Origin of the sequence: Bacillus sp. 2CMS4F, assembly GCF_023161785.1 — a bacterium.
Classification (GTDB): Bacteria; Bacillota; Bacilli; order Bacillales; family Bacillaceae; genus Bacillus; species Bacillus halotolerans.
The window spans coordinates 87,183-108,481 of the sequence record NZ_JALNTO010000006.1 but is presented as its reverse complement, the minus strand read 5'-3'; the positions used below and the strand labels follow the sequence as shown (position 1 = coordinate 108,481).

The following is a 21,299-nucleotide window of genomic DNA, read 5'->3' as shown; positions in this document are numbered from 1 at the left end:
TATGGAAAAGGAAGCCTTTTTTCAACAGCTGGATGAACGAACCGATATCAGATACACAGACAAGGGAATGAAAATATTCAGGTTACAATTTCCCCGCGCCCATTTAAGATTGTGCAATGTCAAAACCGGCTTTGGAAGCCGGGATATCCGTTTACAGTCAGAAACCGGCGGCCGGATGCTGCCATATGGCACAGCGCACTTTTTAGAACATCTCCTCTTTTGGCATAACGGCCGGAACCTGTATAGTGATTTTTTTGAACACGGCGCGCTGTTAAATGCGTTTACCACTTACACTGATACAAATTTCATGTTTACCTCATTGCCGGATCGGCTCAGACAAACCATTTCAATCCTGCTTGACGCTTTATGGGACCACTCGTTTGACGAACAGATCATTGCTCAGGAAAAAGCCGTGATTACAAGTGAAATCGAAACGGCGCTTCTCAACCACCAGCTTCATTACCATTATCAGCTGATCCAGATGCTGTCTCCTGCCTCACCAGCCGCAGTCTTCCCCGCAGGCAGAAAAAAAGACATTGAGGCTCTGACGATCTGTGATCTGCAGGAAGCCTATGCTGCCGCCTACCAGCCCCATCGGATGACGCTGTTTCTGATTGGCGGCCCAGAAGATGCTGAAACTCTTTTGCCTTCTCAGCTTAGGCTGGAAAAGCGCTCTGGCAGCCGCTCTGACAGAAAGATCGTCCCTGCGTGCCCTCCCCTCTCACCAAAAGAGGTAAAGGGTGATCTGGAGCGGCCGGAAGACACTTGGACCGGAATACAAATCGGGGCGCTCCCAGGAGAAAACGGACTTTTGACCTTGAAACTGTACTGGGACATTGCCTCTCGCATCCTGTTTCACATGGATTCGCCGTTTTTTCATGAGATCCGGCAAACGTACCGCTTGAATATCCAAAGCCTATCAGCGGATGTTCACTTATCAGAGGATGGCGGCTTTTTGATCCTTCACAGTAAAGGGGCGCATTCTTCCGCATACATCGATGTGGCATCTTACTATATCACGCAGCAGAAAAACCGTACCGAAGCCTGGCTTGAGTACGGCAAGGATTCTTTAGTCAACGCGATCATCTATGACAGTGATTACGCGCGTAAATGCTTTGAATGGGCGGCAGAGTGTGAACAGTACGATTGCTCGTTTCTCGGCCTTTACCGCACCATTCAGCAGATGAATTCTCATGATTTCTTGGCTCTCATTGAAGCAATGGTTTCTTCTCACAAAGCAGTCATTCATGTACCCCAGAAAGAAGTGATGAGACAATGAAAAAAAGCACTGTCTTTACTTTATTATTGCTGCTTGCGGCCATGGCGGCTTATTCCTTCGGCTGGTTTCACTCAGGTGCCGAAGCCGCGGGCCAATATGTACAGCTGATCAAAAATGACGCTGCCCGCCTTGGGCTGTTGGCTTGTGCAGCTTCCGTACTGATGCTGCCCGCCTTTTTGTATCTTCACTACGTGACGCAATCTGTCAAAAACATGACAGCAGCTTTTCAGAAACTCACACAGTCTCATCAAAGCTGCTGTGACTTTCAGCATCGCAAGCTGTGCAGCCGTTATGCCGACGATGTAAAATCGCTGCGCGACAGCTATAAGGGCATCCGCCAATCATATGTGATGGCTGCTGTATTGTATCAGGTTATCGTTTTCGGCTGCATGTTTGAAATCGTCAAGGCCGTTCCCTTCAGCTTTCACACTGCCCCTGCCGTTACAATGGGGCTTGCGGTGTTACTGTTTTTGTATTTATTGTTTTATATGCGAACGTACTTGCTGCAGCTTTTTCAGCATGGAAACCTGTTCAGAAAAGTGCTGGTGGGAGTGCTGACAGGAGCCGGGATTTGGTGGATGCTCAGTTTTACTATAAGTGAACTGCTGTTTCTGATTACCTTAGCTGCCATCCAGCAGATCGGATCTTTTGTTTATAAACGATTCTCTTACCGCAGCCCTGCTTCTCTCGATCTATAAAAACATCTACATTGCAATCGCGGACGGACCGGCGCCAATCGGAATGACCGTCACGGCTGACTCATCACTCGTGCGGTACACGGTCACTCATTGTCGCCGGGCTTTGTCGGATGTTACTGTTAGGTCATAGACATTAGGAAGAGACACGTTTGCAATGATCCTTTGTGCAGCAGTATTAACGACATATACATTGTTAATGAGAAACGGTTCACTATAAGGCTCTAGAAAATAAGCCCTAGTACTATCCAAGAAAATACAATTGTCCTCAAAGTTTCAAATAGACGGTCAAAGTCACCTCCCCTGCTCAAGGGTGACAAACTGATCTCTATTACACCCTTCGGCCCCAGTTCACCATTCATCACGTCTGTACTCCATATAACCGCAGTGACTGCTTCCGCAGGATCAACGACAACCCCCTCCGGAACTTCAATCGGCACTTGAAATAGCGCTTCACTGCTGGCATCTTCATCACAAAAACAGAAACAATTTTCCTGTAAAACAGAAAAAATTCTTTTTCATGATTTCACATCTCTTTTTAAAAATGCATAGTTGATTAAATCGCAATGTCACTCGGTGAAACGCCAAGCGATATGACAGTTTCCACAGAATAATCATCCGTGTTGTAAACAGTGATGCTTTGCTCTATAAAATTTGTTGCATACAGAAATTCGCCATTCGGGGTAAACGCAAAGTCTCTTGCCGATTGCGGAAGATTTCCTATTACGCCTGCACCACTTGGGCTGACGGAATATAGATTGTAAGTGAAACCATCAAACAAATACACCCCTGATCCGCTCTTAAACATTCGATATTCACCTTCATACTCCAGCTCTTGGGTGCTGCTGATCGTAAATGTACTTAAATCAATCACCGTCAAATAATTGAAAAAGAATTCTTGTTCTAATACATAAAGGTAACGTTCCGGCCAACCCGTTTCTAGGCCATTTACGATAAGATCCCGTTCAATAGTTCCTGTCACTTCACCTGTGTTTAAGTCCAATCTTTGCACTGAACCGAAACCAAGCAGATACGCGAACAATCCATTTGGATCAATTGCAACATCAAAGCCTTCAAAAGGAATAGACCTTTCAACAGTTAAGGTTTCAATTCCTATCACATCTATGGCACCACCGGCGACAACATAAAAAAATTCGTGTCCAGGTATAAAAGATATGGATTCCGGCGGCTGATCCAGCAAAATAGAAGCTGTAACACTCAATGTGTCTTGATTGATGACAGAAATGACACGATCATAGTAATGCAAAACAAACACAGAGGTGTTATCTGGCGTCTTTTCTACCCTTGTAGGTTGGTATGGAAGAGAAATCGTCGTCACAACAGTATGAGTGTTTGTATCAACCACAGAAACCGACTGATCATCTGGATTCGCTGTAAACGCATAAACAGGCTCCGGCTCAGGCTCCGGGGCGAGCACAATCGTTCCCGTCACCGATAAAGGACTGCCGTAAAATGGCGGGACGACAACAAGGTTCTCGATCGTAATGTCACTGACATCCGGACAATCATCCGGTTCATCAGAATAATAGACAACTTGATCGATCTCTGCATTGTGAATGACAGAAACAGCCCCCTCCCCTTGTCCATATTGGTTTCGCACAGGTGAGACACTGACAAGAAGCGTAACGGTTCCCTGCAGGCGGACTGCAAATTGAACACCGATTTCATCAGGCTCAGGCCCCGTCTCAATTAAGCAACGTTCACTGACACAAGAAAGGCTGTCTGCATTCCACGTGACGTTTGCAACAGCTTCAGCCGGATCAACGACAAACCCCTCAGGCAATTCAATCGGCGCTTGAAACATGGCTTCACGACTGGTTTCTTCCTCACAAAAACATAAACAATCTTGTGCAGCTTCTGCTTTTTCTTTAAAGGAAAGCTTGTTTTTCCTCATTTCATCACTTCCTTTTCAGACATACACTGCTCACGCAGATACAACAGAATATGGAAGGTGAATGTGTTTGCTTGTACAAACAGCCGAGGGTAAAAGCTGTTTTTGAAGAAATTCCGGCCACCATGCGGTGTAACGAAAGAAAAGATTGCGGTTTTTTTGCGCTTCTCACAAGAATGATGATGATAAAATATGACATATATAGAATAATGAAGGGAGGGATTTTCAAACGTGACAAGTGTCATATCTTCTTCTTCCGTTGGAGAAAAGATTAATGAATGGTATATGTACATACGCCGATTCAGCATACCGGATGCGGAATATTTACGAAGAGAAATCAAACAAGAGCTGGATCAAATGGAAGAAGACCAGGATCTTCATTTGTATTATTCACTGATGGAATTCCGGCACAATCTGATGCTTGAGTATCTTGAACCGTTAGAAAACATGCGGATAGAGGAACAGCCGCGACTGTCCGATTTGCTGCTTGAAATCGATAAAAAACAGGCTCGTTTAACCGGAGTCCTTGACTATTACTTTAATTTCTTCAGGGGCATGTACGAACTGGATCAGCGTGAATACTTATCTGCTATTAAATTTTTCAAAAAAGCCGAAAGCAAGCTGATTTTCGTAAAGGATCGAATAGAAAAAGCTGAATTTTTCTTTAAAATGTCTGAATCTTATTACTATATGAAACAAACGTATTTTTCTTTGGACTATGCACGGCAGGCATATGAAATATACAAAGAGCACACAGCATATAATATTAGATTGCTTCAATGCCATTCTTTGTTTGCTACCAATTTCTTAGATCTCAAGCAATATGAGGACGCCATATCACATTTCAAAAAAGCTTATACAATGGCAGAATCCGAAAAACAGCCCCAATTAATGGGAAGAACGCTGTATAACATCGGACTTTGCAAAAACAGCCAAGAACAGTATGAGTCAGCAATCACATATTTCAAAAGAGCCATATCTGTTTTTGAAGAAGCTAACATTCTTCCTTCTCTGCCTCAAGCTTATTTTTTGATTACACAAATTCATTATAAATTAGGAAAAATGGATAAAGCTCATGAATATCATAGTAAAGGAATTGCTTATTCTAAAGAGGCTGGAGATATCATTTACTTATCAGAGTTTGAATTTTTGAAATCTTTATACTTATCAGGCCCGGATGAAGAGGCAATTCAGAAATTCTTCGATTTTCTCGAAAGTAAAATGATGTATGCTGATCTTGAAGATTTTGCGCTTGATGTGGCAAAATATTATCATGGACGTGAAAATTTCCAAAAAGCTTCCGCGTATTTTCTGAAGGTGGAACAAGTAAGGCAACTTATTCAAGGAGGAGTGAGATTGTATGAAATTGAAGTCTAAACTATTACTCTCTTGCCTGGCCCTAAGTACAGTGTTTGTCGCAACGAATATTGCAAATGCACCTACACACCAAATGGAAGTTGCACAGCGAGGAATGATTTAAGATAAACCGCCTTTATCGGCGGTTTTTTTCGTCCCCTCTTTCCACCTTGAATAAGATGTTTGCAAATCATGGGAACAAAAAACATCCAGACAAAGTCTGGATGTCTCTTATTTCACAAACCCAAGCAGCATTTCACGAATGATTTTGCTGGCTGTGTTTGCCGTTTGCTCTGAGTGATCGTAAATCGGAGCTACTTCCACTAAATCTGCGCCCTTCACGTTTACTTCTGAGCGCGCGATTTCATGCACGGATGCAAGCAGTTCTTTAGACGTGATGCCGCCTGCGTCAACGGTTCCTGTACCCGGTGCGTGAGCAGGGTCTAATACGTCAATGTCGATTGTGACATATACCGGACGGCCTGCCAGCTTCGGAAGAACCTCTTTCAGCGGCTCAAGCACTTCAAACTTAGAGATGTGCATGCCGTTTTCCTTTGCCCATTCGAACTCTTCTTTCATACCGGAACGGATTCCGAATGAATACACATTTTCCGGGCCGATTAATTCCGCCGCTTTACGGATCGGCGTTGAGTGAGAAAGCGGTTCTCCCTCATAGTCGACGCGAAGATCCGTATGTGCATCAAAATGAATAATCGCCAGGTCAGGAAATTTCTTGTACATTGCTTTCATGACAGGCCATGACACGAGATGCTCCCCGCCCATACCCATCGGGAATTTTCCTTTTTCTAAAATGCTGTCTACATATTCTTCAATCATATCAAGACTTTTTTGCGGGTTGCCGAATGGCAGCGGAATGTCACCGGCGTCAAAGAAGTTCAGGTCCGCCAGATCACGGTCCAGATACGGGCTGTATTCTTCAAGGCCGATTGACACCTCGCGGATTCTTCCCGGGCCAAAGCGTGATCCCGGACGATAGCTCACCGTCCAGTCCATCGGCATGCCGTAAAGGATGGCGTCCGCCTCTTCCCACTCTGGACGGCTCGCGATAAATACTTTTCCTGAATAAGCTTCATCAAATCTCATCTATAAAACCCTCGCTTTCCTTTAAAAAAGCGCAAGATTCGCTCCTGCGCCATACATTCTTTATTTAATCAGGTCACTCACAAATTTCGGCAGAACAAACGCCGCTTTATGAATATCTTTTGTGTAATATTTCGTGTCAATATCAAAGAAACGGCTGTCTTCCACTGCAAGCGGATCATATGTTTTCGAACCGATTGTAAATGTCCACAAACCGCTTGGGTATGTCGGAATGTTCGCCGTATACAGCTTCGTAATCGGGAAGATTTCCTTCACGTCACGCTGTACATTTGTGATCAATTCCGGTGTGAACCATGGGTTGTCCGTCTGCGCGACAAAAATGCCGTCTTCTTTCAGCGCCTTCGCGATTCCGGCATAGAACCCTTTTGTAAACAGGTTTACCGCAGGTCCGACTGGTTCAGTTGAATCTACCATAATGACGTCGTATTGATTTTCAGATTTCGCAATGTGCATAAATCCGTCATCCACCTGCACGTCAACACGCGGATCGTCAAGTTTTCCCGCAATAGAAGGAAGAAACTTTTTAGAGTATTCGATAACCTTGCCGTCAATATCAACAAGTGTCGCTTTTTTCACGCTCGGGTGCTTCAGAATTTCTCTGATGACGCCGCCGTCACCGCCGCCGACTACAAGCACATGCTCCGGATTCGGGTGCGTAAACAATGGCACATGCGCCACCATTTCGTGATAAACGAATTCGTCTTTTTCAGATGTCATCACCATGCCGTCCAAAAACAGCATGTTGCCGAACTCTTCTGTTTCCACCATTTCTAAATGCTGAAACTCAGTTTGTTCTGTATGTAATGTTTTATTAACCTTCAATGTAATGCCAAAGTTTTTCGTCTGCTTCTCTGTGTACCAAAGTTCGCTCAATTGTCATCTCCCTTTCAAGGCTGTATTCATTTATTGTAAGCGTCTTTTCAGCTTTTATTCCCGGTTGAAATCGCATTTTCACCTAAGGAAAAAGTATAGAGGATGGCGGGAAAAAAGTAAAGATGCGTCCTGTCACGCGATGTTTAAAAACAATCTTTTTTTCTCATAATAGTAGAAACATAAAAAAAGGGGGAACCATTGTGGATGCAATGACAAATAAACGGCTGAGACTGACGCTCAAAACCGTTCGCGCCTTTATCTTTCTTGGGGCTTTCGCGTGCTTAGCGGCAGCTGCTGTGTTTATGACTGTCATTTTGATAGCCAAATACCAGGGCGCTCCCTCGGTTCAAGTGCCGCAATCCACGATTTTGTTTGCGAGCGACGGCTCTAAACTCGGGGAGACGAACTATGGCGAAAAACGCTATTGGGTCCCCTTAAAAGACATGAATCCGACGATTGTAAAAGCGACGGTGGCGATTGAAGACCAGAACTTCTATGATCACCATGGCTTTGATTATAAACGCATGGCCGGTGCGGCGCTGGCCGACTTAAAAGCGCTGGCCAAGGTGCAGGGCGCAAGCACCATTACCCAGCAATATGCGAGAAACCTGTATCTTGAACACGACAAAACGTGGAAACGCAAATGGAATGAGGCATTCTATACAATTCGTCTGGAACAAAACTATTCTAAAGACGAGATATTAGAAGGCTATTTAAATACGATCTACTACGGCCACGGCGCCTATGGCATTGAAGCCGCATCCCGCCTCTATTTCGGCAAGCATGCCAAAAACCTGACAGATGCGGAGGCGGCGCTTTTGGCCGGTATTCCGAAAGGCCCTTCCGGCTATTCGCCTTATGTCAATGAAACAAAGGCCAAGGATCGCCAAAAAACAATTGTGCGGATGATGGAAAAGCAGCGGATGATCAGCCGCAAAAAAGCGGACAAGCTGATCAAAGAGCCCCTTTCCTATCAGCCGTTGAATAAACACGCCATCAGCAGAAAAGCGCCTTATTTCTATGATAATGCGATGAGAGACCTGGAAAAAAAACTCGGCATGACGCGGGAGCAAATTGAAACGAGCGGGTTAAATGTGTATACAACCGTGAATAAACGGCTTCAGCGCATTGCCGAGGAAACCATTACCGAAACGGTTAACGCCGGTTCTGACATTCAAGTCGGATTTTCAGCCATTGATCCACGCACAGGAAACGTTCTCGCTCTTGTCGGCGGCAGGGATTATCAAAAAAGCCCGTTTGACCGGACGACACAGGCGAAACGCCAGCCCGCTTCGACAATCAAACCGTTACTTTATTATAAAGCGATTCAGAGCGGGTTTACGCCAGTGACACTGATGAAAAGCGAAGAAACCGAGTTTCAAATCGACGCAAAGGGAGAAACCTATTCTCCAAGCAACTATAACGGTTACTACGCAAACAAACCGATTACGCTTCTTCAGGCGCTGGCGCTGTCTGACAACATTTATGCCGTGAAAACCCATCTCTTTCTCGGAATGAACAAGCTCGTTCAGGCGGCAAAGGAATTTGGCATCACCGCGCAGCTCCAAGCGCTGCCATCCTTGGCCCTCGGCACGGAACCGGTGCGCCCGATTGAGATGGTCAACGCCTATGCCATGCTGGCAAATGGCGGAAAGAAAATCGAACCGACCTTTATCACGAGGGTGACTGATGCGGCCGGACATGTACTGTACGAAAGCCCGAATCAGCATAAACAAGTGCTGGATGAAAAAGCTGCCTTTGTAACCGCTAATATGATGACAGGCATGTTTGATACAGATTTAAACGGCTATACATCCGTGACAGGACGGACAATCGCGGATCGCCTGACAAGAACCTATGCTGGAAAATCAGGCACAACAAGCGCAGACAGCTGGATGATCGGCTTCAATCCGAAGCTGGCTGCGGGTGTATGGACGGGCTATGACAAAAACAGCACCATCGACTCAGTCGCAGAAAAAAACTATGCCAAAACCATTTGGGCGGAGTTTATGGAGGATGCGCTCAAAGGAGAACCAGAAACAGCCTTTAAACCGCCAAAAGGCGTGACCGGCGTCTACATCGATCCGGCAACAGGCTACTCCTCCGGCCCCGGCTGCGCAGCCAAGCATTACACGTATTTTGTGAAAGGCACAGAGCCAGCGAATGTGTGCTACGGCTCAGAGCCTGTCAAACAAACAAAAGACCAGCATCCAGTCAAGGAAAAGCCCGCTTCCCCGAAAAAGTGGTGGGACAAATGGCTGGGACGGAATCATTAAAAAATAACCCGGCTGCTTGAATGCCGGGTTATTTAATATGGTTCTTCCATTATCCATGGGAGCAGCGTCACGCAATCAAGCTGGAGAACGGGTTTCGGGAATCCTTCGGGGATAAAGTGGTCATCTCTCGGCACTTCAAATGATATATACCAGTTACGGTCCGGATCCCATTCTTTTTTCCCTTCTATAATACGTCCGACAATAAAATAGCTGGCCACATAAAGATGACGGTCACCCTCCGGCCCAAATTCATTAATATCCGTACAAACAGACGGCTGAAGACCAAAATCCTCAAACATTTGCGCCTTCTCACGCTGCAGTGTTTTCATTACTTCCCGGTCATTTTCACAGAGAAGACACCCGCACATATCTTCAATATCTTTCGCATACTGCCTTCTCGTTTCCTCCACGTCCGCTTCAATGACCCAATCACCAATCCTCATGGTTTGAAACACGATATTTCCCCTATCTGCTGTCAAAAAAAATGAAAAACCCCGAGTCTTGGTTCGGCTCGGGATTTTCCATGTCCTATTTCTGTATCACCAGTTTACTCAATGTTCACAGAAAATAATTCAAATTTTCTAAAAGTTCACAGAAAGTTCACAAATTAATTTTCTTCTTGAAGCAGGCCTTTTTTCAATTCATCAGAAGAGCGTTCCCACAGGCCTTGGTCATGGTTTTTCAGAAATTCGCCAAGCACTTGCTTCGAGCTGTCATCCATTTTATCAATGATAATGTTCCGTTTCATCGATTTATCCATCAGATTCACATGCTCCGGGAGCGATTTGTAGCCTCTTCTGATGCTTCTGTCGACCGTCAGTTCACAGACTGTTACTCCTGCGTAATAAGGGCCCTCTTCTCTTCTGTCAATCGTCACCCACACAAGCCAGTATGGTTTTCCGTTTGGAACATCTTCTTTATTAGGCAGAAATTTAATGCCTTTTTCAACGACGCTGCGGGCGTGCATCGCGCCGATATCAACGAACGCTTCTTTTTCCTCTACATCAACGAATACAGGTGAAATATTATCCAGGCTGAGTGCGCCTACGCCAAAGCCGCCGTGTCCGTCTGTCGGATCACTTTTGATAATATTAAACCCGATTGATTTTTTCTTTTTTTCTTCCATAAGTTCTACCTCCTACAAAAGCGGTTGAAATATCGCTGAAAACAAATGTAAAATTGAATCTCTTCCGGCGTTGAGCATTGGCCAAAGCACGTAGGATCCGAGCGGTGTCACAAACAGTACCAAAAAGACGATAAAGCCGTAGCTTTCCGCTTGCGTCATCTTGGCACGCGCCCCCGGCGGGACGAGATCTTCAATAATACGATAGCCGTCGAGCGGCGGCAGCGGCAGCAGATTAAATAAAAACAGAACGAGGTTCAGCTGTATCCAGATTGAAAAGAACTGGTCCAGTCCTGTACTGAATGCCGCAAGCAGTTCCATTCCGTAAGCATGCATCAACACTAACAAAGAGAAACCGATAAACGCAAGAATCAGGTTACTGATCGGCCCGGCAATGGATACGAGTACGCCGGCCAGACGAGGCTTCTTAAAGAAACGGCGATTGACGGGAACAGGACGAGCCCATCCAAAGCCGGCCACCAGGATCAAAATGGTTCCGAACGGATCAAGGTGTTTGATAGGATTAAGCGTCAGTCTTCCTTCTTTTTTCGCCGTATTGTCACCAAATTTATATGCGACATAGGCGTGAGCGAGTTCATGCATTGTAAACGAAACAATTAAGGTAATGACCAAATATGGCATTAGAGACAACGGGTAATATAAAAAACGGTCCAAGTGAGATGATCCCTCTTTCTAAAAATGCAAGAATTTACTTTATTCAGTATACTATAAGAAGCCTCTTTTCCTAAAGAGAGGAAACGATATAAAGGAGGATTCACACCTATGCCATACGTAACCGTCAAAATGCTTGAAGGCCGTACAGACGAGCAAAAACGCAATCTAGTTAAGAAAGTAACAGAAGCCGTGAAAGAAACGACCGGTGCCTCTGAAGAAAAAATTGTTGTCTTTATAGAAGAAATGAGAAAAGACCATTACGCGGTCGCAGGCAAACGCCTCAGCGATATGGAATAATCTGATATTAAGCCGGCGCTTCGCAAGCCGGCTTTTTCATCTCTATTTCGTCATTTTTTCAATAATAGCTAAAAACGCTGCCTTCTCTTCGGCAGTCAAACGTTCAAACATGCCGTCAATCAGCTGCTGGCGATTTTGAATCATCTGAAGAGCCGCTGCCTGCCCCGATTCAGAAAGCGTAATCCAAACGGTGCGGCGGTCATTGTTATTTCTGGATCTCTTAATAAACCCTTCCTGCTCTAAGTGATTCAGAGCGGTTGTGGTGGCAGACGGAGACAGCGTGACCTCTTTTAGAATGTCCTTTATGGTGCAGCTCCCGTGTCGATATATAATCCGCAGAATAAATCCTCTTACATTATTCACATGTTTCGGAACGGTGGCTTCATCTAATAGTTTCGTGCTTTTCAAATATTTTGTTAGTGCGTTATCCAGCAAATTTGCTTCCAGTTTGTCATGATCCATGTAGATTTCCCCATTTCGAGATGCATTCATAACATACGAACGATATGATTACTTATTATTTTACTGATACCAGATAGGGAAAGTCAAAAAAGCAAACAGCGAATTCGCAACTTTTCTCCTACATGCTTCGATTTTTCACCTGTTTGACAATATTCTCTTTAAACACCTGAAAAGGAACTTGTTCACTCTTCTGATGTCCGAATTCACGAACGTTTACCGCCTTTTCATTCACTTCCTGATCCCCTAGCACCAGCATGTACGGGATTTTCTGCATCTGTGATTCTCTGATTTTGTAGCCAAGCTTTTCATTGCGTTCATCAATATTGGCTCTTATCCCGAGCCGCTTTAGCTCAGACTGCACCTTTTCGCAGTAGTCCATATGAACGTGAGAAACCGGTATAATTTGGACCTGTACCGGCGCAAGCCAGACTGGGAAAGCTCCGCCAAAATGCTCGATCAGAATGCCGAAGAAACGGTCAATTGAGCCGAATACCGCTCTGTGAATGACGACGGGACGAACCTTTTCATTGTGCTCATTTATATATGTTAAATCAAATTTTTCCGGCATTTGAAAATCAAGCTGGATTGTGGCGCATTGGTGGCTCCGCTTCAAAGCGTCTTTAATATGAAAATCGATTTTCGCTCCGTAAAACGCTCCATCCCCTGCGTTTACTTCATAAGGAAGACCCAGATCCTCAAGGACGTGTTTCAAGGCGTTTTCAGACATTTCCCACACGCTGTCTTCACCTGATGAATCCTCCGGGCGAGTGGAAAGCTCAACCGTATACTCGAAACCGAATGTGCGGTATACCTCGTCAATCAGCCGAATGGCTTCTTTAATTTCACTCTCGATTTGATCCTCCCGAACAAAGATATGCGCGTCATCCTGGCAGAACGTCCGGACGCGGAGCATTCCGTTTAGAGCACCGCTGTATTCATGGCGGTGCACCTGGCCGAACTCCGCCATACGAATCGGCAGATCACGATAGGAGTACAGGCTGTTTTTAAAGATGAGCATATGGCCGGGACAGTTCATCGGCTTCATTGCAAATGCAGTCTGATCTACTTCCGAAAAATACATATTGTCGCGATAATGGTCCCAGTGCCCCGACTGCTCCCATAACCGCTGATTCATCATAAACGGCGTACGCACCTCGGCGTAGCCGGCATTTGTTTGCAGTTCACGCGAAAAGCGTTCCAGCTCATTGCGGACAATCTGCCCTTTTGGCAAATAAAACGGCATTCCCGGAGCTTCTTCCGAGAACATAAACAGCTCTAATTGTTTTCCCAGCTTGCGGTGATCCCGTTTCGCTGCTTCTTCCAGCACATGCAGATGCGCCTCGAGATCTTTTTTCTTTTGAAACGCAACACCGTACACCCGCTGAAGGACTTCATTTTGGCTGTCTCCTCGCCAATAAGCACCCGACACCCGTGTTAATTTGAACGCCTTGATCATTCCTGTTGAAGGAAGATGCGGCCCGCGGCACAGGTCAACAAATTCTCCCTGCTGATACAGCGTCATTTTCTCCCCGCGCGGAATGTCTTTCAAAATCTCCAGCTTAAACGGCTCGCCTTTTTCTGCAAAAAGCGCTTCAGCCTCCTCGTAAGAAACCTCTATTCGCTTGATATCCATATTTTCGTTTATAATATGCTTCATCTCTTTTTCGATGGCCTCTAAATCTCCGGAAGTCAGACTCCGATCAAGCTTCATATCATAATAAAATCCGTCTTCAATGACAGGCCCTATTCCCAAGGACGCTTGGCCGTACAGCCGTTTCACTGCCTGAGCCAGCACATGCGCTGATGTATGGCGAAGCACCTGCAAGCCTTCTGGAGAATCCAGTGTGATAATTGAAAGCTCAGCATCTTCCTCCAGCTTGAAGCTGACATCAACGAGCCGGCCATTAACCTGTCCCGCTGCTGCTTTCTTTTCCAAACTGGAGCTGATGGACGCAGCCGCCTCTTTGACTGTAGTGCCTTTCGGATATTCCTTTACCTGTCCGTCCGGAAGCTGAATACTTACATGTTTACTCATTTCAAACACTCCTTATTAATTGTTGTATATAAAAAAACACACCCGTCCCTCTGTAAGGGACGAGTGTGTGATTAACCCGTGGTTCCACCCAAGTTCCCAACGAACTTTCATGTTCATCGGCTCGGTGCTGTAACGCAGCATAAACGGCATTGGATACTGATTGTTCCCCAATGCTGCTCCAAGGCGGTAAATGATATTCCTAAGCTGGGAAGCTCGCACCTTTCCTTCCCTCTCTGAAAACCGTAACTATCATTCATGTCCTTTTCATCGCATTTCTATATGTATAAAAAAAAACACACCCGTCCCTCTATAAGGGACGAGTGTGTGTGATTAACCCGTGGTTCCACCCAAGTTCCCAACGAACTTTTATGTTCATCGGCTCGGTGCTGTAACGCAGCATAAACGGCATTGGATACTGACTGTTCCCCAACACTGCTCCAAGGCGGTAAATGATATTCCTAAGCTGGGAAGCTCGCACCTTTTCTCCCCTCTCTGAAAACCGTAAACATCATTCATGTCCTTTTCATCGCATTTATTGACTCATATAAAAAAACACATCCATCCCTCGCAAGGGACGAATGTGTTAAAATTCGTGGTTCCACCCAAATTCCCAACAAACATACATGTTCGTCGGCTCGGTGCTGTAACGCAGCATGACGGTATCAGATACTTAATTTCCCCGATACGGCTCAAAGGCGGTAAGCTGCTTTCTCTGCGTTAGGAAGGTTTCAGCTGATCCTTCCCTCTCTGGAAACCGTAAAAAGCATCTCGTGTCCTTATCAGTGCCTGTTTGAATAATTTCATATATCTTACTATATATTCCTTGAAAAGACAATGGACGATTTTAAGATGATGCAGAAGCGGACGTTTCTTTATGAAAAGTCAGAAACCGCCACACAAGGAATGCGGCAAGACTGTATGCCGCGCCCATCATCAAAAACGTAAACCCAGCTCCGGTGTACCAAGTGGCGGACAGATGAATGACCACTCCGGAAACCGCTACGCCAACCAATGCCCCGATTTGCCGGTTGGCATTTAAAGCTGCTCCTGCGATATTGGCATGCTCCTGTCCCGCTGTCTTCATAATCACAGCCGTCATGGCAGGAACCGTAATGCCGACACCAAGATTCATGGCAGATGTCAGAACCGCAAGCTGCCAGTAAGGCAAATCCGGAGAAACCATGACAAATAACAGCAATGCCATGATGCAGCTGACAGCCATTGAAACAAACATAAGAAGCCCCGCTTCAAAACGGTTCGCCAGCCGGGCAAACAGCAGATTTCCGACCACAAAGACAGCCATCATCGGCAATTGTTCGACTCCCGCTAAAAAGGAACTTGCGCCTCTTGCTTCCTGCAAAAATAGACTCAGCATAAACATACCGCCGAAAAGAGCAAAATTCAGCAAAAACCCAACGAACTGCGCTGCCGAGAAACGTCCATTTTTATATAATGATGCAGGAAGAATAGATGTTGCCGAAAAAATTTCTCTCAGAAGAAAAAGCACAAATGCCAAAACCGCCGCCGCGAAAGCACCGAGAATGGAGGGCGAACTCCAGCCTATTGAAGCGCCCTGTATCAGCGCAAATGAAAGAAATCCGAGAGCCGCCATTCCAAGCAGATGCCCTGTGATATTCACCCGGCTGCCTTTTCCCGGGAAACTGCTGAGCGTTCGATAGGCGCAAATAAGCGCCGCAACCCCTAACGGCACATTGATCAGAAAAATACTCTGCCACCCTGCCGCATTCACCAGAACACCCCCGATAAAAGGCCCCAGTCCGGAGGCGGCGGAGACGAGAGCGGCCCACAAGCCAAACATTTTGGCCCGAACCCGTTCATCGGGGTAAGAGGCAGCCAAAAGGCTGAGTGAACTCGGCATAAACAAAGCCGCGCCAAGACCCTGCAACAGCCGACCTGCGATCAGCATTTGGCCATTTGCTGATACAGCGCATAGACATGAGGCAAGAACAAAAACGGCCAAACCCAGCATATAAATGGTCTTTGAGCCGTAACGGTCAGCCAGCGCACCGCCGGCCAGCAGAAGCGAAGCAAATGTAAGCATGTACCCGTCTACAACCCACGTCACACCTGAAATTGAAAGAGAAAGAACGTTTTTCATATCAGCAATTGCAACATTCACCACGGTCACATCAAGCGTAGCCATGAGAAAACCGAGAGCGAGCACGATTAACACTGAGATGCTTGTTGATCCTGATTGATGTAAAGGCCCGCTGTTTTTCATTGCCATTGCCCTTTCAGCTGATGATGTATCCAATCATCGATTTTTTCGAGGTCATAAAGTTTACCGATTCTGTTCATGACACCCTGCAAGGTTTCTTCCTTCATGAGCGAAGCCCATTTATCCTCAATGTCCCCCATTACCGTCTCCAGCACACAGGGATTTCCGCTCTCAAATACAGATGGCAATAGGCCTTTTCCTTGATACATGGAACCTCTTCCTTCAACAGCTTGATAGACATCATAGAGGGTAATATCCGTCAAAGGCTTCGTCATCGTAAAGCCTCCCTTCGTACCTGGTATAGACTCTGCCAAACCAGCCTGCACCAAAGTTCTCATCAGCTTTTTCAGATATGACGGAGACATGTGCAAGCGCTGGCTGATCGCCTCTGATGTTAAAGAAGCCTGCACGGGCAGCCGTGACAGTAACAGCAGTACAGAAACTCCCTGCTCCATTCCCGATTTCATTTTCATTATGTTCACTCCCGATTCATTATGGATAACTATTATCCACAATAGGTCCATTAGCAGGTTTTGTCAATAAAAAAAGCAAAAGAAACGATTCATTTCTTTTGCTTGGGTATGGTTAACAAATCTGCTTCAGCTCTTCTATGTATTGAAGCGCTTCGTCATATTCTTCATTGGTATACTTTTGCTTGCTTTTGATTGTAAATACTTTCTCTTTCTTTTCCTCAGCCTCAAGCCCGTCAAAGTAAAGAATCGTGGAGACCAGCTCTAAAAACCGTGATGAACGGTTGTTTACACTGTCAATATAGTGCTTGATATCAGGCATATCAAGATCGGCGTGGTCTAAAAACGCGGAGCCCGTCTCTGTCAGCGAATAACGGTATTGAAAGTAGCCGCCCTTTTTTTCCTTTACCTCATGCAGGAATCCAAGGTTGCACAGCTCTTCAATTTGGAGCGTCAGTTCCTCCGAATACGGCCCGTAAAAGTGAAAATCATATTTCTCATAGAAAGGAAACTGCATTTTCTTCGCAATATAAATCATTTTTTGCAGCTTCTTTCGCCCGATGATTTCTCCAGAATCCGAGAACACCTTCATCAGTTTTGCATGTTCTTTCAACAAATTCCCGACATCTCCTTTTTCCTTCTTTACCAATTTCTATGTCAGTCCCAGCAGCTGCCGGATTTTCATTTTCGCTTCCGGGTGTTCAGAGCCGTCACAAATCAGATCCTTCGGATAGTACAGCTTGTGGTCCGTCCGCCGCTTACCGGAGATGGATTCCACAATGGCCGACTGTCTGGACAGCTCTTTAATTTGACCGTTTTGCGTCAAGAGATGGATCGGCAAACGCTCCTCTTCCTCTCCTGGACGGTAAAAATCGTATGGCAGATCTGAAGAAGAATCCACGACCAAATAATAGCTCGGATCAATTCCAGCCTCTTTGCATAATGAGGTCAGCTCAAAATAGGCCGACATCTCTTCATTCGGATTAAATTCAACGTATTGGAACAGCTGGCGGTTAATGAATCTGCGGCACAAATCGGATAAAATCGGGTCTTCTTCATCCTCCCAGGCCTGGAAATAATACAAAATAATAGATTCATCCAGCCTCAAATAATCCTCCAGCGTCAGTTTCCCTTCAAAAATAGAATAGAAATGAACCGGAGCATGAGTGAACACATAACCTTCATCATGGAGCTGCTTCGCTCTGTGGAGAATCTTCGTTAAAATAACCTCCGCACTTCTCGTCACAGGGTGGAAATAGACCTGCCAGTACATTTGGTAGCGGCTCATAATATAGTCTTCTACAGCGTGCATTCCGCTTTGTTTAATGACGATTTGATCCTCACGCGGGCGCATCACCCGGAGAATCCGCTCCATGTCAAAATGGCCGTAGCTGACGCCCGTATAGTAAGCGTCGCGCTGCAGATAATCCATGCGGTCCGCGTCAATCTGACTCGAAATCAGGCTGACCACTTGTTTGTTTTTATATGTTTTGGCAATGACTTCAGCAACATCCTGCGGGAAACGCGGGCTCACCTTTCTGAGCACCTGATTAACCTCTGTGTCTCCCAAAATGATATCTCTTGTAAAATCTTCGTGGTCAAGATGAAAGACTTTTTCAAATGAATGCGAGAACGGCCCGTGCCCGAGATCATGAAGCAGCGCCGCGGACAAACAGAGTTCGCGCTCACTGTCATCCCATTCAGGACGGCCTTTAAAGACATCATCAACCATTCTCCTGACAATTTCGTAGACACCGAGAGAATGGTTGAACCGGCTGTGCTCAGCGCCATGAAACGTCAAATACGTCGTGCCGAGCTGCTTGATTCTGCGGAGACGCTGAAATTCGCGGGTTCCGATCAGATCCCATATCAGCTTGTCCCGTACATGAACATAGCGGTGCACCGGATCTTTAAACACTTTTTCTTCTGATAATTTTCCATTTGGATACGCCATCGTCATTCCCTCTTTTTTTTAGCCGTGTTTCTATTATATCGACTCTATTCTTTGAAAACATCCTTGAATTTGTCCGGCGATTTGTTCCATCTTTCCGAAAATCACATGATGTGAAGCAAAAAAGCCTGACCAGAGGGCCGAGGCTATGAAAAAATATATTTTTACTTTTTTAATTTCTTTTTCACTTTGTCAATCAGCTCATCCTCTGTCGGAGCTGACAGCGGGCGATTGTTTACAAAAGCAAATGATTTTTTCCGTCCGGGCCCGCAATAAGATTGGCACCCTACCTCAACCTTTGCGTCCGGGTCTACTTCTTTTAAACGCGGCAGCAATGTTTTGATATTAGTGGCTTGGCAATCATCACACACTCGAAATTCATTAGCCATGACGTACGCTTCCCTTCATTTCTATGTTCATCTATGTTTTAAACCTAAAATCGCTTTGTCGAAAAAATCACATCACTCCTCATTGTACAAGGATTCGACGGTTCCTGCAAGCCGCTTCAGCCTCCGTATCTCCTATTCTTCCAGCCAATTTGTATAAATATTTTCCAATCTGGACATTCTAATATCATGAAAAGAAAAATGGGAGTTGAGATAAATGACAAAACAGCGCCAGGACGCTTGGTCAGAAGAAAATGATTTGCTTTTAGCCGAAACTGTGCTTCGGCATGTAAGAGAAGGCAGCACTCAGCTGAATGCCTTTGAAGAGGTCGGCGATAAATTAAATCGGACGTCCGCAGCCTGCGGATTCAGATGGAACGCGGTGGTGCGCCATCAATATGAAAAAGCGCTTCAGCTTGCAAAAAAACAGCGGAAACAGCGCATGAGAGCCCTCGGAAACGGGCAGCCTGCGAAGAAAAGACTGTTATATCAGCCTCCTGCGGTTGATCCCGAAACAATTCAAGAAACTGCAGTACAGGAGGAGCAGGTGAAACCTGAAACCCCGACTGCCGAAAATGAGAAGCAGGCTTTGATGTCAGGCGAGCACATGCCTTTTGTGGATGACAGCTTTAAGGAAGAGTTAGCTAGTCTATCACACTTATTGTCTCCTCAAACGTCTGCGCCTGAGATGACGATGAATGATGTCATCAGATTCCTGCAGAATTACGAAGGCAACCATGAGCAATCCTCAGCTTTAAAAATGGAAAATGAGCGTTTAAAGAAAGAAAATCAAGAATTACAAAGCAAAACAGAACAGCTGGAAGCAGAGGTTCAAAAACTTGAAAAAGATCAAAAAACGATCCAGGAAGATTATGAAACCTTGGTAAAAATCATGAATAGAGCCAGAAAACTAGTTTTATTTGAAGATGATGAACATGCCTCTCCGTCCTTCAAAATGGACCGGAACGGAAATTTAGAAAAAATGGCGGAATAGCTTTTAAAAACCCCAAAACGATGTCATGTTTTGGGGGTTTGCCATTAAAAAATCCCCTTTTCCTTTTAGAAAAGAGGATTTTCTGTTTTTGCGGCGGCTCCGTTAGTCTTGTAAAATGAGCCCAAGCTTATGCTAATCTATTAAGACACATGAGCCGCTTCAGCTGGCTTTTGCTTGCGAGGCGCCCCTGAAATGACCAGAAGCCCTAACAGCATCAGCACGATGCCGAGCCATGAGGAAAGAGAAAGCATTTCACCTATGAAAAACACACCCAGCAGTGAGGCGGTCAGCGGCTCAGCCAGGGACAGTGTAACCGCTGCCGAAGCCGGAACTCCGGTGAGCCCTTTTGCAAACAAAAAGTAGGCCGCGCATGTCGCAATTAACCCGATGTAAAGGCTCGTTCCCCATCCTTTTGGGGTCAGCATCCAAGAGAGATCCGACTGCCACAATAGCGGCATCAGCAATATGGCGCTGAGCATAAAGACAACAGCTGAGGTAGCTCTCGGCGGCTGTGTTTTCATCATTGATTTACTGATCAAGGTATAACCCGCAAAAGATGCACCTGCTCCAATCGCCATGAGAACCCCTGACACATCAATCCGAACATTGGAGCCGTCTGAAAACAGGAGCCAGCATCCCGCCAAAGCCAATACAGTTGCAATCCACCAGGAATTTCGCGGACGTTTTTTCAAAACGGCCCATTCTAAGCTCCCGGCAATAATAGGCGCACTGCCGATGGCAATCACTGTCCCAACTGCAATCCCTGTTTCTTTTACGGCAGTGAAAAAAAGCGGCTGATAACAGGCCATACAAATCGCTGCTAAAAACACGGGAGGCCATGACCAATTTTTCACGTGAAGCTCTCGGCTGATCCAGACCACAAGAAGCATTGCGCTGCCGCCTACCAATAATCTGACCGCTCCGAATGCCAGCGGGGTGGCGCTTTCTGGAGCCAGCGCCTGAACAGTGCCGGTTGTTCCCCAGAAAAAAGCCGCGATCAGCACAAACAGGCTGTAAACATTCCCTTTCATTTGCCTCTCCCCTTTGTATGCAGATGCTGCTGTTATTTTATCGCTTTTTTTGCTGCAATTGTTTTCTGTTTATAAGAAAGATTTATCTGAAAACAAGATGATAGGCGAAAAAAAAGCATGCCA

General features: G+C 45.6%; 21 protein-coding genes, 1 pseudogene and 3 other annotated features. Of the genes and pseudogenes, 7 read left to right on the top strand and 15 right to left on the bottom strand.

Features of this window, described 5'->3' with window-relative positions; genetic code table 11:
• Position 1: 1 nt before the first annotated feature.
• Positions 2-1,279, top strand: a complete 1,278-nt coding sequence (locus tag MTN95_RS11010; RefSeq protein ID WP_202852772.1) for a M16 family metallopeptidase — start codon at positions 2-4, stop codon at positions 1,277-1,279.
• Positions 1,276-1,977 carry a bacteriocin biosynthesis protein AlbG gene (locus MTN95_RS11005; RefSeq protein WP_248338153.1) on the top strand — a complete coding sequence of 234 codons (702 nt, stop codon included), beginning with the start codon at positions 1,276-1,278 and terminating at the stop codon, positions 1,975-1,977. The genes MTN95_RS11010 and MTN95_RS11005 overlap by 4 nt, the downstream gene beginning before the upstream one ends.
• A 6-nt stretch (positions 1,978-1,983) precedes the next feature.
• Here MTN95_RS11005 and MTN95_RS11000 read toward each other — a convergent pair.
• Together MTN95_RS11000 and MTN95_RS10995 are read right to left on the bottom strand one after the other, a co-directional pair.
• A pseudogene (locus MTN95_RS11000) lies at positions 1,984-2,339 on the bottom strand (YncE family protein); the annotation flags it as partial.
• Between the two features lie 191 nt (positions 2,340-2,530).
• Positions 2,531-3,889, bottom strand: a complete 1,359-nt coding sequence (locus MTN95_RS10995) for a YncE family protein (RefSeq protein ID WP_248338150.1) — start codon at positions 3,887-3,889, stop codon at positions 2,531-2,533.
• 228 nt (positions 3,890-4,117) lie between these two features.
• Here MTN95_RS10995 and MTN95_RS10990 point away from each other — a divergent pair, with 228 nt between their 5' ends.
• Positions 4,118-5,263: a response regulator aspartate phosphatase gene (locus MTN95_RS10990; protein WP_248338148.1), complete on the top strand. Its 1,146-nt coding sequence runs from the start codon at positions 4,118-4,120 to the stop codon at positions 5,261-5,263.
• Complete coding sequence (gene phrF, locus MTN95_RS10985) at positions 5,247-5,366, top strand: phosphatase RapF inhibitor PhrF (RefSeq protein WP_059292327.1); 120 nt, start codon at positions 5,247-5,249, stop codon at positions 5,364-5,366. Before MTN95_RS10990 ends, phrF begins: the two co-directional genes overlap by 17 nt.
• Before the next feature lie 107 nt (positions 5,367-5,473).
• Here the strand turns inward: phrF and speB are convergent, their stop codons facing one another.
• Positions 5,474-6,346 carry an agmatinase gene (gene speB / locus MTN95_RS10980; protein WP_105954411.1) on the bottom strand — a complete coding sequence of 291 codons (873 nt, stop codon included), beginning with the start codon at positions 6,344-6,346 and terminating at the stop codon, positions 5,474-5,476.
• A gap of 60 nt (positions 6,347-6,406) precedes the next feature.
• On the bottom strand, positions 6,407-7,237 hold the full coding sequence (speE, locus tag MTN95_RS10975; protein WP_059335162.1) for a spermidine synthase: 831 nt from the start codon (positions 7,235-7,237) through the stop codon (positions 6,407-6,409).
• 200 nt (positions 7,238-7,437) lie between these two features.
• Between speE and MTN95_RS10970 the strand changes: the two genes are divergently transcribed.
• A complete protein-coding gene (locus tag MTN95_RS10970) occupies positions 7,438-9,513 on the top strand; it encodes a transglycosylase domain-containing protein (RefSeq protein WP_248338147.1) in 2,076 nt (691 codons plus the stop codon).
• 32 nt (positions 9,514-9,545) lie between these two features.
• On the opposite strand, the gene MTN95_RS10965 is transcribed toward MTN95_RS10970, so the two are convergent.
• From MTN95_RS10965 to MTN95_RS10955, 3 genes are all read right to left on the bottom strand, one after another.
• Positions 9,546-9,968 (bottom strand): hypothetical protein, encoded by a 423-nt coding sequence (locus MTN95_RS10965; protein WP_202852775.1) that lies wholly within the window; start codon positions 9,966-9,968, stop codon positions 9,546-9,548.
• A gap of 152 nt (positions 9,969-10,120) precedes the next feature.
• Positions 10,121-10,639, bottom strand: coding sequence for a YwhD family protein (locus tag MTN95_RS10960; protein WP_248338145.1), 519 nt, complete (start codon positions 10,637-10,639; stop codon positions 10,121-10,123).
• 12 nt (positions 10,640-10,651) lie between these two features.
• Entirely contained in the window at positions 10,652-11,311 is a 660-nt protein-coding gene (locus MTN95_RS10955; RefSeq protein WP_101864913.1) for a site-2 protease family protein, read from the bottom strand.
• Positions 11,312-11,419: 108 nt separating this feature from the next.
• Between MTN95_RS10955 and MTN95_RS10950 the strand changes: the two genes are divergently transcribed.
• Positions 11,420-11,608: a 2-hydroxymuconate tautomerase gene (locus MTN95_RS10950; RefSeq protein ID WP_227598567.1), complete on the top strand. Its 189-nt coding sequence runs from the start codon at positions 11,420-11,422 to the stop codon at positions 11,606-11,608.
• Between the two features lie 42 nt (positions 11,609-11,650).
• Here the strand turns inward: MTN95_RS10950 and MTN95_RS10945 are convergent, their stop codons facing one another.
• The 7 genes from MTN95_RS10945 to MTN95_RS10910 all read right to left on the bottom strand — a co-directional run bounded on the left by MTN95_RS10945 (position 11,651) and on the right by MTN95_RS10910 (position 19,154).
• Positions 11,651-12,070, bottom strand: a complete 420-nt coding sequence (locus MTN95_RS10945; protein WP_202852776.1) for a MarR family transcriptional regulator — start codon at positions 12,068-12,070, stop codon at positions 11,651-11,653.
• Between the two features lie 118 nt (positions 12,071-12,188).
• On the bottom strand, positions 12,189-14,105 hold the full coding sequence (gene thrS, locus MTN95_RS10940; RefSeq protein WP_202852777.1) for a threonine--tRNA ligase: 1,917 nt from the start codon (positions 14,103-14,105) through the stop codon (positions 12,189-12,191).
• Between the two features lie 52 nt (positions 14,106-14,157).
• Positions 14,158-14,382 (bottom strand) — a binding site (T-box leader).
• Between the two features lie 32 nt (positions 14,383-14,414).
• Positions 14,415-14,641 (bottom strand) — a binding site (T-box leader).
• A 31-nt stretch (positions 14,642-14,672) separates the two neighbouring features.
• Positions 14,673-14,897 (bottom strand) — a binding site (T-box leader).
• Positions 14,898-14,949: 52 nt separating this feature from the next.
• Positions 14,950-16,347, bottom strand: coding sequence for an MFS transporter (locus tag MTN95_RS10930; RefSeq protein WP_248338143.1), 1,398 nt, complete (start codon positions 16,345-16,347; stop codon positions 14,950-14,952).
• Positions 16,344-16,817: an Rrf2 family transcriptional regulator gene (locus MTN95_RS10925; protein ID WP_248338141.1), complete on the bottom strand. Its 474-nt coding sequence runs from the start codon at positions 16,815-16,817 to the stop codon at positions 16,344-16,346. The genes MTN95_RS10930 and MTN95_RS10925 overlap by 4 nt, the downstream gene beginning before the upstream one ends.
• Positions 16,818-16,929: 112 nt before the next feature.
• Positions 16,930-17,430 (bottom strand): YwgA family protein, encoded by a 501-nt coding sequence (locus MTN95_RS10920; RefSeq protein ID WP_024123233.1) that lies wholly within the window; start codon positions 17,428-17,430, stop codon positions 16,930-16,932.
• A 36-nt stretch (positions 17,431-17,466) separates the two neighbouring features.
• Positions 17,467-18,768: an HD domain-containing protein gene (locus tag MTN95_RS10915; protein WP_105954419.1), complete on the bottom strand. Its 1,302-nt coding sequence runs from the start codon at positions 18,766-18,768 to the stop codon at positions 17,467-17,469.
• 161 nt (positions 18,769-18,929) lie between these two features.
• Entirely contained in the window at positions 18,930-19,154 is a 225-nt protein-coding gene (locus MTN95_RS10910) for a YuzB family protein (protein WP_024123235.1), read from the bottom strand.
• 214 nt (positions 19,155-19,368) lie between these two features.
• Here MTN95_RS10910 and zapB point away from each other — a divergent pair, with 214 nt between their 5' ends.
• Entirely contained in the window at positions 19,369-20,145 is a 777-nt protein-coding gene (gene zapB, locus MTN95_RS10905; protein WP_024123236.1) for a cell division protein ZapB, read from the top strand.
• A gap of 140 nt (positions 20,146-20,285) precedes the next feature.
• Here the strand turns inward: zapB and MTN95_RS10900 are convergent, their stop codons facing one another.
• Positions 20,286-21,176 (bottom strand): carboxylate/amino acid/amine transporter, encoded by an 891-nt coding sequence (locus tag MTN95_RS10900; protein ID WP_105990782.1) that lies wholly within the window; start codon positions 21,174-21,176, stop codon positions 20,286-20,288.
• Positions 21,177-21,299 lie beyond the last annotated feature (123 nt).

Coding starts and splice junctions, on each gene's coding strand:
- MTN95_RS11010 (WP_202852772.1), top strand. CDS start 2: ATGGAAAAGGAAGCCTTTTTTCAACAGCTGGATGAACGAACCGATATC.
- MTN95_RS11005 (WP_248338153.1), top strand. CDS start 1,276: ATGAAAAAAAGCACTGTCTTTACTTTATTATTGCTGCTTGCGGCCATG.
- MTN95_RS10995 (WP_248338150.1), bottom strand. CDS start 3,889: ATGAGGAAAAACAAGCTTTCCTTTAAAGAAAAAGCAGAAGCTGCACAA.
- phrF (WP_059292327.1), top strand. CDS start 5,247: ATGAAATTGAAGTCTAAACTATTACTCTCTTGCCTGGCCCTAAGTACA.
- speB (WP_105954411.1), bottom strand. CDS start 6,346: ATGAGATTTGATGAAGCTTATTCAGGAAAAGTATTTATCGCGAGCCGT.
- MTN95_RS10960 (WP_248338145.1), bottom strand. CDS start 10,639: ATGGAAGAAAAAAAGAAAAAATCAATCGGGTTTAATATTATCAAAAGT.
- MTN95_RS10950 (WP_227598567.1), top strand. CDS start 11,420: ATGCCATACGTAACCGTCAAAATGCTTGAAGGCCGTACAGACGAGCAA.
- MTN95_RS10945 (WP_202852776.1), bottom strand. CDS start 12,070: ATGGATCATGACAAACTGGAAGCAAATTTGCTGGATAACGCACTAACA.
- thrS (WP_202852777.1), bottom strand. CDS start 14,105: ATGAGTAAACATGTAAGTATTCAGCTTCCGGACGGACAGGTAAAGGAA.
- MTN95_RS10930 (WP_248338143.1), bottom strand. CDS start 16,347: ATGAAAAACAGCGGGCCTTTACATCAATCAGGATCAACAAGCATCTCA.
- MTN95_RS10925 (WP_248338141.1), bottom strand. CDS start 16,817: ATGAAAATGAAATCGGGAATGGAGCAGGGAGTTTCTGTACTGCTGTTA.
- MTN95_RS10915 (WP_105954419.1), bottom strand. CDS start 18,768: ATGGCGTATCCAAATGGAAAATTATCAGAAGAAAAAGTGTTTAAAGAT.
- MTN95_RS10910 (WP_024123235.1), bottom strand. CDS start 19,154: ATGGCTAATGAATTTCGAGTGTGTGATGATTGCCAAGCCACTAATATC.
- zapB (WP_024123236.1), top strand. CDS start 19,369: ATGACAAAACAGCGCCAGGACGCTTGGTCAGAAGAAAATGATTTGCTT.
- MTN95_RS10900 (WP_105990782.1), bottom strand. CDS start 21,176: ATGAAAGGGAATGTTTACAGCCTGTTTGTGCTGATCGCGGCTTTTTTC.